This window comes from Pseudomonas sp. IAC-BECa141 (genome assembly GCF_020544405.1).
In the GTDB taxonomy this organism is placed as follows: Bacteria; Pseudomonadota; Gammaproteobacteria; order Pseudomonadales; family Pseudomonadaceae; genus Aquipseudomonas.
Window position 1 is genome coordinate 239,996 of sequence record NZ_CP065410.1, and the last position, 14,358, is coordinate 254,353.

Below are 14,358 nucleotides of genomic sequence, written 5' to 3' on the forward strand. Positions count from 1 at the left end.
ATAGCTCGAAGGCATTTGCGACGAGGGCTGCCTGAGGTTTTAAATGCAAGCTCTTATTCCGTCAACGAAGCATGTGAATATCTATTAGATGTAAATGGAATATAGATAGAGCGTTGTTTCGCTGCCGTCCAACCGCAAGCAGTCGATGAGGGTCTACCCATGAGCAATGCCGCACTCGCTGTAAAACCCGCTGTCCACGCGCTGGACATTCATCCGGTGGCCGGCCGCATCGGCGCCGAAATCCGTGGCGTGCACCTGTCCGGTGAGCTGGATGCCGCGACGGTTGAAGCCATTCAACAGGCGCTGATCCAGTACAAGGTCGTGTTCTTCCGCGAGCAGACCCAGCTCGACGATCAACGTCAGGAAGCCTTTGCGCATTTGCTGGGCGAGCCAGTGGCGCACCCGACCGTGCCGTCCCGCGAGGGCACCCGTTATCTGCTGGAACTGGACGGCGCCGAAGGGCAGCGCGCCAACTCCTGGCACACCGACGTAACTTTCGTCGATGCCTACCCGAAAGCCTCGATCCTGCGTTCGGTAGTGGCCCCGGCATTCGGCGGCGATACCCTTTGGGCGAACACCGCGACCGCGTACAACGAACTGCCGACCGAATTGCGCGAGCTGGCGGACAAGCTGGTGGCCGTGCACAGCAACGAATACGACTACGCCGCTGTGAAGCCGGATGTGTCGGCGGAGAAGCTTGAGCGCTATCGCAAGATCTTCACCTCGACGGTTTACGAGACCGAACATCCGGTGGTGCGTGTACACCCGATCAGCGGCGAAAAGAGCTTGCTGCTGGGGCATTTCGTCAAGCGCATCAAGGGCTATTCCCAGGCTGATTCGGCGCATCTGTTCGGCTTGCTGCAAAGTCATGTGATCCGCCAGGAGAACGTCGTGCGCTGGCGTTGGAAGGCCGGTGATGTGGCGATCTGGGATAACCGCTCGACGCAGCATTATGCGATTGATGACTACGGCACTCAGGATCGGGTGGTGAGGCGGGTGACGCTCAAAGGGGAAGTGCCGGTCGGGGCGAATGGGCAGCGTAGTCAGACCATCAAAGGCGCAGAAATCGTCGGCGTCTGACTGATCGTTCCCACGCTCTGCGTGGGAATGCAGCCCGGGACGCTCTGCGTCCCAAAGCGGACGCAGAGCGTCCATTGAGGCATTCCCACGCGGACGGTTCGACGCCTCGACGTGGGAATGATCACTGTCACCACACGCCGATCTGAACCATCTTCTCCGTCTCCGGCTCCCCATAACGAAACCGCTGCCCACGCAAATCAATCTCCTGATGACTGATGGTGGTACGCCGCTTCAGTCCGCGCACCCACTCGAACAAATACCCCGCATGTTCCTCGCGCACCGCCGCATATGCCGGATCCGCGCCCAGATCCTGCAGCTCCTGCGGGTCATTCAACAGATCGAAAAGCTGCGGCCGGAAGCCGTCGTATGCCAGGTACTTCCAGCGCTCGCTGCGCACCATGGTCATGCGGCAGCGGTCGATCGGCTGGCCCAGTCGCTCACGTGCCGGGGCCTGGAAGGCATAGTCGTATTCGCTGATCGCATAGCGGCGCCAGTCAGGACTTTCACCGTGCAGCAGTGGAATCAACGAACGACCTTCAAGGCGATGTTCGGCTCCCGTCACACCCAGCGCTTCGAGAAAGGTCGGCACGCCATCGATGGTTTCCGCCAGGCGCTCGTCCACCGTGCCCCGTGTGACGTCCGCCGCTGCACGCGGGTCGCGCACGATCAAGGGAACGCCCACTGCCTGCTCCAGCAAAAACTCTTTCTCGCCCAGCCAGTGATCGCCCAGAAAGTCGCCGTGATCGCTGGTGAACACGATCAGCGTGTCTTCCCAGCGGCCGGTGCCTTGCAGGAAATCGAACAGCCGCCCCAACTGATCATCGACCTGTTTGACCAGGCCCATGTACGTCGGGATCACGTTCAGTCGTACCGGATCTTTGGAGAAATTCAGGCTTTCCTCATGCTGGCGAAAGGCCTGATAGACCGGGTGGTCGCTTGGAGAGGCATTACGTACCGGTTCGAGAATCGATTTCGTACTGTACAAGGTGTGGTACGGAGCCGGTACGATGTAAGGCCAGTGGGGTTTGATATAGGACAGGTGTAAAAACCACGGTTTTTCACCTTGCTCACCGATGAAGTCGATGGCTCGATTTGTAGTGTAGACAGTCTCTGAATGTTGCTCGGGAATTCGCGCTGGCAAATGGGCATTGCGCATTTGCCAGCCGCTGAGGATTTCGCCGTTGTCGCCTTCGGCAGCGTTGGCCCAGTCGTGCCAGGGGTTGCGTCCTTCGAAACCCTGCTCGCGCAGGTAATGGGTGTACGGCGCGGATTCGCGTTTGTCGTCGAACAGCGGGTCGTCGGGGAAGATGCCGTCGTGGCGAAAGTACGGCTCGAAGCCGACTTCGTTAAGCACTTCGGCCTGGGCGCTTTCGGGGTTGATCGCCAGCCGCTGCAAGGCATCGACGTTGGCCGTGGCGTGGGTCTTGCCGACCAGCGCAGTACGAATGCCGTGGGGGCGCAGGTAATCACCGATGGTCAGTTCTTCCAGCGGCAGCGGCACGGCGTTCCACGCCACTTGATGGCTGCTGACATAGCGCCCGGTATAGGCCGACATCCGTGACGGGCCGCAGATCGTGCCTTGAGTGTAGGCGCGGCTGAAACGCACGCCGGCGGCGGCCAGGCGATCGATGTTCGGAGTGTGCAGGTGCGGGTGGCCGTAGCAGGACAGGTAATCGCGGCGCAGTTGATCGCACATGATGTACAGCACGTTGCGCACAGGGTTTTGCGGGTTGGACATGGGGTTCACCGGTCAGAAAGACAGGTGAGGTTTTTCGCTTTCGGCGAGGGTGTTCGGCAAGTGCATTCGGGGAATGCCTTCGATGCAGCAATTGCATAGTGCAGAGAGGGAAAAATCCTTAGAACACAGGTGATTTTTGAGTCTCTTTGATTAAGCAATGGCCAGCTAACCAAGCTATCATCCCTAGGCATTCTTGCGTGCGGCAGCCCTTGGCCGATTCAAATTTTGCTAATACAAATCTCCTGATGCCCCAGGTTTGGTAGTGTTAACGTCGCTAATGGCGACTTTATCTGTGCCGCTGCGCTCTTATCTCGAGGACACCATGCTCAAGCAACTCCACATAAAAAACTTCACAGTCTTTGAAGAGGCCGATCTCCAGTTCGCAAAGCATTTGAACGTGATTGTGGGGGAAAATGGTGCAGGCAAGACGCATCTCTTGAAGCTGGCGTACGCCGGTTTGGCGACTAGCTCTGAAGAAAGTAACAGGCCGGTGGCTCTCTCTATAGAACCGACCAAGGCGACGTTGCAGCTGCGTATGGCAGAAAAATTGATCGGTGTTTTCCGCCCCGAATCCTTAGGTCGGCTGGCTCGACGTAGGAGGGGGCGAGAACGGTGTGATATCAGGCTCTGTTTTGATAAGAATGAATATGATCTGGCTTTCAGCTTTGCAACTAACAGCAAGACGGAAGTCAGTGTGGAGCATCTTCCTCATCGTTGGTTAAAAGCTACACCTACTTATTTACCTACTCGTGAGTTATTGAGTATTTACCCAAACTTTCTCGCGGTTTATGACGGTCACTATCTAGAGTTTGAAGAAACATGGAGAGATACCTGTCGCCTGCTTGGGGGACTGCTGCGTAAAGGACCTACCGAAGAAAGGGTTAGGGAGTTGCTTGCCCCGTTGGAAGCCGCTATGCAGGGCAGCATCGAGCTTGATAAAAGTGGGCGATTCTATCTGCGCAATAACAGTGGGCGAATGGAAATGCCGCTGGTGGCGGAAGGTCTGCGCAAATTGGGAATGTTAGCCCGGCTCATCAGTACCGGTGCTTTGCTCCATCAAGGTTATTTGTTTTGGGATGAACCCGAAGCTAATTTGAATCCTCGGCTGATCAAGCAAGTAGCGAGGACTATCGTTGACTTGAGCGCCAGTGGAATTCAAATTTTTGTAGCAACTCATAGTTTGTTTTTGTTGCGCGAGTTGGAAATTCTTCTGGCCAATAGATCTCTGGATACCGCGTTTTTTGGTTTGCATTCCAGCGAAATCGGCGTTGTCGTTCAGCAAGGCAAGGGGCTGGAAGATATAGGCGATATCACAGCGCTTGAAGAAAGTCTTCAACAGTCAGATCGCTATCTGGAACTGGAGTCCTGATATGCCGAGATTGGATGTAGACGGGCTTTTTTTTAGTTTTCCCGAGGAGTGGCGGGCTAGCAAATTTGATGAGTGGGGATACTATCGAAATCATTTCTTGAAGCAGCGCGACAAGATTAAAGCGATAGATATTCTGGTTCTCTCTCCAGAAAACACTGCATTTTTGGTAGAGGTAAAAGATTATCGTCATCCGCAAGCGGTTAAACCTTCGGATCTCCCAGAGGCCATCGCCAATAAAGTCTTCTGTACTCTAGCTGCGCTTTTACCAGCTCGACTGCATGCCAGTACCGAGGACGATGAGAGAGAACTGAGTCGGGATGTCTTGAATTGTCAAAGGCTTCAGATAGTCGTGCACATCGAACAGCCTCAAGCTCATTTACCGAAGGTAGATTTGGCTGATGTGAAGCAAAAGCTGAAAAAGCTCCTGCGTGCTATTGATGCTCACCCCAAGATTGTCAGCATGACCAAACCTCAAGGTATGGTTTGGAGTGTGTCTGCCCGTTAGTCTGCCTCTGGGTTCATTGGTGTGAAAGTTGAAATTCAAACGGCCAGATTTGCCAGCGAGCAGACCTCCTCTTCCACCGCATCGATTGCCTTGATCTGCTCGATCATCGCCTCGGCCAACGGCGACAGGCGATACCCGGCGCGGCTGACAATTCCGTAACGGGTGTAAAGCTCATCCAGATCATCCGCCAACCCCTTGACCTTCAAACACACCAACTCGCCACGAGCCTGATGCAGCGCATCCGAATAGGCACCGACGATGCCGATTGCATCGGAGCGCAGCACCACGCCGAGCAGGCTGGCGCTGTTTTCACACTCCACGTTCGGGACAAAATCCGGGCGGCCACTGAGGTCGACAATGACCTTGCGCAGGTTCGGCGGACGAATGCTCACGGCCAGTGGATAACTCATCAATTGCTCTGCCGTGACTTGCTCGAAAGCGCCCAGCGGATGCCCGGCGCGGCAGCAGAAATGCCATTTGCGTGGCCGCAAGCGGTGGGTCAGATAATCCGGGTCCGCCTCGAAGTGCCGAGTGTCGGCGACGAAGAATTCGAACTCCTCGCTCAGCAGTCTTTTGCTCAGGCTCTGCCAGTCATCGACCTGGTAGTGCACCCGCGCTTTCGGGTAGCGGCCGATGAAGCTGCCGATCGCTCGCGGGATCAATCCTGCCGCCGGCGCCGGGCCGCAACCGAAGCGTAATTCCCCCGCCTCCAGCCCGTTGAACTGGCTGATCTCGTTGGCCATCTGCTGCGCACCGCTGACCAGTCGCCGCACGTGTTCAAGCAGCACCTGGCCCTGTTTGGTCGGCGGCAATTCCTTGCGCCCGCGATCCACCAATTGGCAACCGACGCTGTGCTCCAGCGCCTGAATGCTGCGACTGAACGCCGACTGCGACAGGTTCACCGCCTGCGCGCCGGCGACAAAGCTGCGTTGTTCGGCAAGGGCGATGAAGTGTCTGAGTTGGCGCAAGTCGATATGCATTTTTCACATAAAAAATATCCGGGAAATGCATTGGATATGCATTAGGTCGACTCCTTATAAAGGCAATCTCTTATGCAGTAAATCTTTGTAAAAACATAAATAAATAACTTAAAAGAATATGCAGTGCGGTTGATGTCTGCGTGTTTTTTGACCAGGAGCAGCCCCATGAGTCCGTTGAATATCGCTTCACCGCCGCCGCCACGACGGCTCAAACATCTGCCTCTGGCCCTGTTGCTGGCGGGGAGTGCCATTTGGAGCCACGGCTACGCCGCTGAAGCGCAAACCCCTGCGCCGGCACCGGCAGACAAGGCCACGAGCGCCACTTCGCAACTGGAAACCGTGACCGTCACCACCCGCCGTCGCGAAGAAAGTTCTCAGGATGTGCCGACGCCAATGAGCGTGGTCAGCGGCCAGACGCTAGAGACGCAAAGGGTCTACCGGATTCAGGATCTGCAGCAGCTGGTACCCAGCGTCAACGTCGCCTACATGCATGCACGCCAGTCCAGCGTGTCGATCCGGGGCCTGGGCAACAACCCGGCCAGCGATGGTCTGGAAGGCAGCGTCGGGCTGTACATCGACAACGTTTATCTGGGTCGCCCGGGGATGGCGGTGTTCGACCTGATGGACATCGAACAACTCGAAGTCCTGCGCGGGCCGCAAGGGACGTTGTTCGGCAAGAACACCACCGCCGGGGTGATCAACATCAGCACCCGCGCGCCGAGTTTCACCCCGGAACGCAGCATCGAAACCTCGTTCGGCGAGGACGGTTACTTTCAGACCAAGGGCACGCTGTCCGGGCCGCTCAACGATCAGTTGGCCGGACGCATATCTGCCTATCGCACTCGCAGCGACGGCGACATCAAGAACGAATTCAACGGCCATGATCTGAACGGTGGTTCCCGCGACGGTTTCCGGGCGCAGTTGCTGTTCAAGCCCAACGAAGACTTCAATCTGCGCTGGATCGGTGACTACAACGAAGAGGATTCCAGCGCCGGCACCCGCGTGCTGTTCAACACCGGGCCGACCATCAATGGCGTCAATCTCTACTCGACCCGAGCCGCCGCTGCTGGCGCGACACTGGTCAACGGCTCGCACCGCAAAGTCAATCTGGACAGCGACCAGCACGTCACCGTGCATCAGGGCGGCACGTCGGTGGAGGCCAACTGGACCCTGCCGAGCGACTTCACCCTGACCTCGGTCAGCTCCTACCGCTTCTGGAATTTCACCCCGCGCAACGATGATGGCCTCAACGTGGCGGCGACCTACAACGCCGGGGTGTCGGTGGAGGACAAACAGTATTCCCAGGAATTTCGCCTGGCATCGCCCAAGGGCGAGTTCTTCGATTACGTCCTCGGTGCCTACTATTTCGGCTCGGACCTGGACAACAAATCCTTCGCCTATTACGGCCCACAGGCGGACATCTGGAACGGCACGCCACGGGGCGCACTGGCCAACGTCAACAGCGTCGGCCGTGGCCATATCAAGACCGACAGCTTCGCGCTGTTCGCCCAAGGCACCTGGCACCTGACCCCGCGTCTGGATTTCACCGCCGGGGTGCGTGGCACTTATGAAGAGAAGAACGCCTGGGTCAATCGTGATGCGCCGGTGGGTGGCGCAGCGGTCACCGGCGCCGCAGCCAATGCGCGACGCGGCCGCACCGGCGCCTACGATTCCGGCGACCTGAACCAGTACAGCTCCAGCCCGTCCGGATTGCTCAACCTCAGCTATCGCTTCACCGATGATCTGCTCGGCTACGCCACGCTGTCCCACGGCGAGAAATCCGGTGGGGTCAACCTCGTGGTCGGCTCGGCTCCTACCGCTGGCGCCGACTCGCTGCTGATCGGCACCGAGCGCGCCAACAACGCCGAACTCGGCTTCAAGAGCACGCTGTGGGATCGGCGTTTGCAGCTCAACGCCAACGTGTTCTGGACTCAGGTCAACGCTTACCAGACCAACGCCTATGACGACGTCAACCGGGTGCAATACCTGACCAACGCCGGCTCAGTGCGCTCGCGCGGGGTGGAGTTCGACAGCACCGTGATCCCCGTGCGCGGCCTGACGCTGAACTTCAACGGCTCGTACAACGACGTCAGTTATCTCTCGTACAAGGACGCGCCGTGCCCGCCGGAAGTCAGCCAGGCCCCGGGTGCTCCGGCCTCTTGCGACCTCAGCGGTCATCAGGTGGTCGGCGCTTCGAAATGGATCGGCAACGCCAACGGCAAGTACGAATGGAATCTGGATAACGGCCTGCAACCTTACGTCACCGGCAGCTACGCATTCCGCTCCAAAGCGGTGGGCACGGTCGAGGATTCCGACTACGGCCAGATCCCGAGCTACGCGGTGGTCAACCTCTCCACCGGCTTGCGCGGCGACTTCAATCAGGGCCAGTGGGATGTCTCGCTGTGGCTGAAAAACGCCTTCGACAAAACCTACTACACGACCCTGTGGACTGGCGGCAACGGCGGCTATGAAGGCCTGCTCGGTACGCCGCGCACCCTCGGCGTCACCGGTCGCTACGACTTCTGATCGATCCTTCAAGGAGCCGCAATCATGTTGCCCATCACAACCGCTTTACCGGTGTTGTTGTCCGGCGCAGTGCTCAGTGCCGGGGCGCTCGCCGCGCCCAGCGTCTACCCCACCGGCGTTACCCGTTACGACCCGGCCAAGGCCTTCAATCAATATGTGATCTTCAGCGGTGCCGACAAGCAGACGCACCTGATCGACATGAACGGCAATGAGGTGAAGAGCTGGCCGCAATCAGGTTTTCCCTCGGCAATCATCGACCCGAAACTGGTCGGTGGAGAGCGCGGCCATGTGTTGCTGCAGCTGAGCGAAAAGGATCCCGGCAAGTTGGGCTCTGCCGGCAACGGCCTCGGCAATCAGAGCATCGGCGAGCTGGACTGGAACGGCAAAGTCGTCTGGCAGTGGGGCGACCAGGCACCCGGTGGTGCTGCGCAACAGCATCACGATCAGCGTCGCCTGAGCAACGGCAACACCGTGGTGCTGGCGAACAAGGTGCACAAGGTCAAAGGCTTCAAGGTGCCCGAGGTGATCGACGATGCGATCTACGAGGTCAGCCCCGCGGGCGAGGTGAAATGGCAGTGGCTGGCGTCGGATCACTTGAACGAGTTCGGCTTCACCGCCGAACAATTGAAGCTGGTACGTGCCAGCGAAAATCCGGATTACCTGCACATCAACAACCTCAGCCTGGTCGGGCCGAACAAGTGGTTCGATGCCGGCGACAAGCGCTTCAACCCGGACAACCTGCTGCTCGATTCGCGCAACGCCAATTTCATCGCGATCATCGACAAACACAGCGGCAAAGTGGTGTGGCGCCTGGGGCCGAACCTGCCGTTGGCCAATCCGAAAACCGCGCAGCAGATTCCGCGTCCGGTAGACCAGTTTGTAGGTCAGCATGACGCGCACATCATCCCGGCGGGGTTGCCCGGCGCGGGCAATCTGCTGGTGTTCGACAACCAGGGTTTGGCGGGTTACCCGAACGTCACGCTGGGGCTGATTTCCGGTTCGCGGGTGCTGGAAATCGACCCGGTGAAAAACGAAATCGTCTGGCAGTACAGCGCCGCCAATTCGAAGCAGCCGGGGTGGGCGTTCTACAGCTCGTTCATCAGCAGCGCGCGGCGCTTGCCCAACGGCAACACGTTGATTGATGAGGGCATGAACGGGCGATTTTTCCAGGTCACGGCCAATGGCGAAAACGTCTGGGAATACGTCAGCCCTTATTTGGGCAAGGCACCGGGCAGTGACGCGATCAGCAATTGGGTCTATCGGGCCCTTCCTGTGAGTTATGACTGGGTTCCTGCGGAAACGCCGCGTTCGGAGACGGCAGTGATTGCGCCGGCCATTGGTGTGCAACAAACCAATGCCAGTCGTTAGTTATCACGACGATTCACAATCGAAATAAGTTATGAATGACTTGAATAGTGCATATAGCAATTTCGTTGAAAAGTCGCGTGGACAATAAATGAATGTCCAACCATCCTGAGTGTCGTGAGTTTCCAGGAGGAAACTTGCTCTCATCGGAAGACACTTATCCAACGATAAAGGAAATCTCGTTATGTCGAGCATTAATGGCAACTATGTAAACGCTAACGCTGGCGCCAAACTGACGATCACCGATGGCAACGACTCCAACGGCACCTTCAGCGGAAAGTTCAGCCAGAACGGCGTGAACTACGACATCGCGTACGGTCACTACCACTTCCAGAACAGCACCGGGCAGCCTACGATCATTACTTTCGCGGCACTGAATGACGGCACTGGCTATCAGTCCTGGACCCTGTTCTCGCCGGATCATAACTACTCGAAAGTGCGTGCGGTGGGCTCTCGCACCAACTTTGACGGTGATGTAGTCGGTCTGGCCGGGGAGTTTGTCAAGCAGTAATAAATTCTGTAAAGCGAAGGCCGATGCATTAATCATGCATCGGCCTTTTTATTTGCCTTTTAAAAAATTGGTCAACTATCACCTTGGTATTAGTTGTCACTGAATCCCGGGTCATCGATAACCTGATGCCTTGGATGAATACTTTTTATGCCGGGAAAGCATGCCGATTTTGGCGAATCGCTGGAAGCCTTGCTGGTCGGGGCTTTGGCGGAAATGACTGTTTCTTATATTCCATATGCGTCTATCCATAAGATGAAAGATTACTTTCGGAGATAAGCGGCTGGCCCAATGATTGATCCATCGATCACGCCGTGGGGGATTCAACAAGCGGCGGATTGGTTAAGCGAAAAAACGCAAAGAGACCGCAGGGAGTCATTCAATGGGCAATGTCCAGACCGCCGCCAGTGCACAGGAGGTGCTGTGGCGCCAGGCGCCGAGCGGCGAGTTGGTCGATCTCGGCCGGCCTCATTGTGTGCCGTTGGGGCAGCTGCGTCTGCAGCGCGCGCCCAAGGGCATCCTGAGCCGCCGCGAAACGATTCTGCTCGGCGTTCTGGCGCTGGTAGTGCACGGCGCGGTGATCTACTGGATCAACCAGCATCCGACGCCGGCGCTGCCGATCGTGCCGCCGGAAATTCCACCGATGACCATCGAGTTTTCGCGTCCGGCACCCCCGGCGCCGCCTGTGGTTGTGCCGCCGCCACCGGTACCTGTGGTCGAGCCTCCGCCGCCGGTGGAAGACGAACTGGCGACCAAGCCACCACCGAAACCGAAGCCGATTCTCAAACCGAAACCGGTCGCCAAACCCGTACCGAAACCAGCGCCAAAAGCGGTCGAGCAAACACCGGCTCCGCCACAACCGGCAGCCCCGGTCGCTGCGCCAGCGCCACCTGCACCACCGGCGCCTGCTCCGGTGACGCCGGCCTCGGCCAACGCCGCGTACCTGAAGAACCCGGCGCCGGAATATCCGTCGCTGGCCCAGCGTCGCGGTTGGGAAGGCACGGTGTTGCTGCGGGTTCATGTGCTGGCCAGCGGCAAACCGGGAGAAATCCAGATTCAGAAAAGCAGTGGCCGGCAACAGCTCGACGACGCGGCGCTGGACGCCGTGAAGCGCTGGAGCTTCGTGCCGGCCAAGCAGGGTGATGTCGCCCAGGACGGCTGGGTCAGCGTACCCATCGATTTCAAGATTCATTAATTGGTAATCAGCCGGCTTTATTCTCGCGGTGTGTCTGTAACCGTCATCGCGAGCAAGCTCGGCTCCCACACACGAGGGAACTCATCATGACGTTACTGGCATCTCCACTGGAATCCATCGAAAGCGCGGTGATCTGGCTGCTGGTGGTCTTCTCTGTCGCAACCTGGGGCCTGGCATTGCTCAAGGCTTTGCAGTTCGGCCGGTTGAAGGCGCAGGACCGCAAATTTCACAAGCGCTTCTGGGCGGCGTCGAGTCTGGACTCCGCCGCCGAGTTGAGCGAAACCCAGCCCGGCGCTGCAGCGCGGGTGGCACAAGCCGGTTATGCGGCGATTCAGGTGGGCGAGGCCCCGCAGGCCAATGACCTGAGCCAGGCGATCAACCATCAGGATCGTCTCGAACGTGCCTTGCGCCAGCAGATTGTCCGCGAGCGCCGTTCGCTGGAAACCGGTCTGGCGGTGGTCGCGAGTATTGGCAGCACCTCGCCGTTCATTGGTCTGTTCGGCACGGTGTGGGGAATCATGGAAGCGTTGAAAGGTATCAGCGCGGCGGGCTCGGCTAGCCTGGAAACGGTCGCCGGTCCCATCGGTGCAGCGCTGGTCGCCACCGGTGTGGGGATCGCGGTCGCGGTGCCGGCGGTGCTGGTTTACAACTACTTTTTGCGTCGTCTGAAACTGACGGCGGCGGACCTGGACGACTTTGCCCACGACTTCTACAGCCTGGCGCAAAAGAGCTCGTTCCGTGTGCTGATCCACCCGACCGCGCACAAGGCTGCGGTCCAGGGCAACGCGACAAAAGTGAAGGAGGCGTCCTGATATGGCCTTCTCCACGCAAGACAGCGACGAGGTGCTGAGCGAGATCAACGTGACGCCGCTGGTGGACGTGATGCTGGTGCTGCTGGTGGTGTTCATCGTCACCGCGCCGCTGCTGACCAACGCGATACCGATCAACCTGCCGAAAACCGAAGCGGTGGCACCGGTCGAGCAGAAAGACCCGTTGGTGGTGAGCATCGACGGTACGGGAAAACTGTTTATCAACAAGGACGAAATCCAGACGGATTTGCTGGAGTTCAACCTCAAATCGGCCAAGGCCAAGGACCCGGAAGTGCGCGTGCAATTGCAGGCCGACAACGGGGTGAATTACGGCGAAGTGGCGCGAGCCATGGCTTCGATTGAGCGGGCGGGCATCACCAGGCTGTCGGTGATCACTGCACGATAAGGGTTTGACGTTTTTCCGGGGCCGTCTCCTTGGCAGGGTGCGGCCCCTTTTTTGTTCGTTGCTTGATATTCGTTTAGGGTCTTAATAAATAGCTTCTTATTCCTTAACGAATATAAATCCCGTCCCTATACTCGTTCAGGAACAGACACGACGCAGGAGAGCTCCCCCATGCGCAACGAATCAATCCGCTATCTGATTGTGCCGGGCTGGCAAGGATCGCCAGAAGATCATTGGCAAACCCACTGGCAAAACAGCCTGCCCAACAGCGCGCGGGTGGAGCAGGCCGACTGGCTGACGCCGCGTCGTGAAGACTGGGTCGCGGCGCTGGCCGAGGCGATTGCCGCCGACAGCTCGCCGGTGATTCTCATCGCGCACAGCCTGGGCTGCATCACCGTGGCGCACTGGGCGGCCACCGCGCCGCTGCATCACCTGCGTCAGGTGCGCGGCGCGCTGCTGGTCGCACCGGCGGATGTCGAACGCCCGGCTTGCGCGCCGGCACTGCGCAATTTCGCACCGATTCCGACCGATCTGTTGCCGTTCCCGAGCCAAGTCGTCAGCTCCGACAACGACGCCGCCGTCAGCGCGCCGCGTGCGCTGGAACTGGCGCGCAACTGGGGCGCCGAGGCGGGGATTCTCGCAGGCGCCGGCCATATCAACGTGAAGTCCGGGCATCAACGCTGGGAGCAGGGATTCGCTTATCTGTATCGCCTGCAAAACCGCATGGAACACCACGCCCGGCGCCGTGCCTGACCCATTTTTTTTTCAACGCCCCCGTCTCCCGGCGATTTGGGGCGGGAGTCTGCCATGAGTTTTGAAACCTTCGGTCAGCCGTTGCTGACCTTTCCCGATGCGGAAAAAAGTCCCCTGAGCATTCGCGCCAAGGCGCTGGTGTTCGTCGATCCGCGCTCACGCCAGTTGCGCGAGGAAATGGCCCAACTCGCACCGCGCTCGATCTCGGTGTTGATTCGCGGTGAGACCGGCACCGGCAAGGAATTGCTCGCCCGCCACATCCACCGTGCCAGTGATCGCAGCGGGCTGTTTGTCTCGGTCAATTGCGGCGCGATCAGCCCGACCTACGCCGATGCCGAATTGTTCGGCTACGCCGCCGGCAGTTACAGCGGTTCGGCCAGCAGCCGCGCTGGCTGGTTCGGCTCGGCCAACGGCGGCACCTTGTACCTGGACGAAATCGGCGACCTGCCGCTGCCGATCCAGATCAAGTTGCTTGCCGCCCTGGAAAATCACGAAGTCACCCGCGTCGGTGCTCATCAACCGAGCCCTGTGGACGTACGTCTGGTGGCGGCGACCAGCATCGATCTGGCGCAAGCGGTGGCGGCGGGGAAATTCCACGAGCGGCTTTATCACTATCTCAGCGAAGGGCAACTGGAACTGCCGGCACTGCGCGCGCGGGTCGGCGACATTCTGTCGCTGGCCGAGTACTTCCTCGGCATCTACAGCCAGCGCCTCGATCTGCCAGTGCCGCTGATCAGCGAAGCGGCGCAGCAGGTGCTGGAACAACACAGTTGGCCGGGCAACACTCGGGAGCTGGAAAATGTCATTCATTTTGCGCTGCTGGTGAGCACCGGCGACGAAATCCTGCCGGAGCACCTGAACCTGCCCGAGGTGTCTGGGCCGCTGGTTCAGATCGAGCGTCATGCGGCGAGCATCAGCCTCAATGGCACCGCCGACGAACGTAAGGCATTGAAAGAATTGCTGTTGAGTCTGAGCGAGGCGTTGTAACCATTTTGTTCAACATGAACAAAATGGAATATGAAGCTGAATAAACGTTATTGTCCTGGAATAAAAAATCCCGGTATTGTCCGCTTCACGCCAGCAGTAGCACATCGCTGGCACACGTATTAATGCCGTCGTCGATGACG

The 14,358-nt window shown here is 58.6% G+C and carries 13 protein-coding genes; 11 read left to right on the forward strand and 2 right to left on the reverse strand.

All coding sequences use genetic code 11. The features are described from left to right. The first annotated feature begins 159 nt into the window (after positions 1-159). On the forward strand, positions 160-1,080 hold the full coding sequence (locus I5961_RS01055) for a TauD/TfdA dioxygenase family protein (protein WP_007952791.1): 921 nt from the start codon (positions 160-162) through the stop codon (positions 1,078-1,080). Between the two features lie 127 nt (positions 1,081-1,207). Here I5961_RS01055 and I5961_RS01060 read toward each other — a convergent pair whose 3' ends face one another. Then, positions 1,208-2,818 (reverse strand): alkaline phosphatase family protein, encoded by a 1,611-nt coding sequence (locus tag I5961_RS01060; protein WP_085702766.1) that lies wholly within the window; start codon positions 2,816-2,818, stop codon positions 1,208-1,210. A 322-nt stretch (positions 2,819-3,140) separates the two neighbouring features. On the opposite strand from I5961_RS01060, the gene I5961_RS01065 reads away from it, so the two are divergent. Both I5961_RS01065 and I5961_RS01070 read left to right on the forward strand, forming a co-directional pair. After that, complete coding sequence (locus I5961_RS01065; protein ID WP_085702765.1) at positions 3,141-4,187, forward strand: AAA family ATPase; 1,047 nt, start codon at positions 3,141-3,143, stop codon at positions 4,185-4,187. 1 nt (position 4,188) lies between these two features. Beyond that, complete coding sequence (locus tag I5961_RS01070) at positions 4,189-4,692, forward strand: hypothetical protein (protein ID WP_085702764.1); 504 nt, start codon at positions 4,189-4,191, stop codon at positions 4,690-4,692. Positions 4,693-4,727: 35 nt separating this feature from the next. Here the strand turns inward: I5961_RS01070 and I5961_RS01075 are convergent, their stop codons facing one another. Further along, complete coding sequence (locus tag I5961_RS01075) at positions 4,728-5,672, reverse strand: LysR family transcriptional regulator (protein WP_227234091.1); 945 nt, start codon at positions 5,670-5,672, stop codon at positions 4,728-4,730. Positions 5,673-5,837: 165 nt separating this feature from the next. Here I5961_RS01075 and I5961_RS01080 point away from each other — a divergent pair, with 165 nt between their 5' ends. The 8 genes from I5961_RS01080 (at position 5,838) to I5961_RS01115 (ending at position 14,218) form a co-directional block, all read left to right on the forward strand. Continuing rightward, positions 5,838-8,198, forward strand: a complete 2,361-nt coding sequence (locus I5961_RS01080) for a TonB-dependent receptor (RefSeq protein ID WP_227234092.1) — start codon at positions 5,838-5,840, stop codon at positions 8,196-8,198. Positions 8,199-8,222: 24 nt separating this feature from the next. After that, positions 8,223-9,566 carry an aryl-sulfate sulfotransferase gene (locus I5961_RS01085; protein ID WP_227234094.1) on the forward strand — a complete coding sequence of 448 codons (1,344 nt, stop codon included), beginning with the start codon at positions 8,223-8,225 and terminating at the stop codon, positions 9,564-9,566. 181 nt (positions 9,567-9,747) lie between these two features. Further along, positions 9,748-10,074 (forward strand): hypothetical protein, encoded by a 327-nt coding sequence (locus I5961_RS01090; RefSeq protein ID WP_007952780.1) that lies wholly within the window; start codon positions 9,748-9,750, stop codon positions 10,072-10,074. A gap of 379 nt (positions 10,075-10,453) precedes the next feature. Next, positions 10,454-11,266: an energy transducer TonB gene (locus tag I5961_RS01095; RefSeq protein WP_227234095.1), complete on the forward strand. Its 813-nt coding sequence runs from the start codon at positions 10,454-10,456 to the stop codon at positions 11,264-11,266. Between the two features lie 86 nt (positions 11,267-11,352). Beyond that, positions 11,353-12,078, forward strand: a complete 726-nt coding sequence (locus tag I5961_RS01100; RefSeq protein WP_227234097.1) for a MotA/TolQ/ExbB proton channel family protein — start codon at positions 11,353-11,355, stop codon at positions 12,076-12,078. A 1-nt stretch (position 12,079) separates the two neighbouring features. Next, a complete protein-coding gene (locus tag I5961_RS01105; RefSeq protein ID WP_227234098.1) occupies positions 12,080-12,481 on the forward strand; it encodes an ExbD/TolR family protein in 402 nt (133 codons plus the stop codon). A 168-nt stretch (positions 12,482-12,649) separates the two neighbouring features. Further along, positions 12,650-13,231, forward strand: a complete 582-nt coding sequence (locus I5961_RS01110; RefSeq protein WP_085702757.1) for an alpha/beta hydrolase — start codon at positions 12,650-12,652, stop codon at positions 13,229-13,231. A gap of 54 nt (positions 13,232-13,285) precedes the next feature. Continuing rightward, positions 13,286-14,218 carry a sigma 54-interacting transcriptional regulator gene (locus I5961_RS01115; RefSeq protein ID WP_227234100.1) on the forward strand — a complete coding sequence of 311 codons (933 nt, stop codon included), beginning with the start codon at positions 13,286-13,288 and terminating at the stop codon, positions 14,216-14,218. The last annotated feature ends 140 nt before the right edge of the window (positions 14,219-14,358 follow it).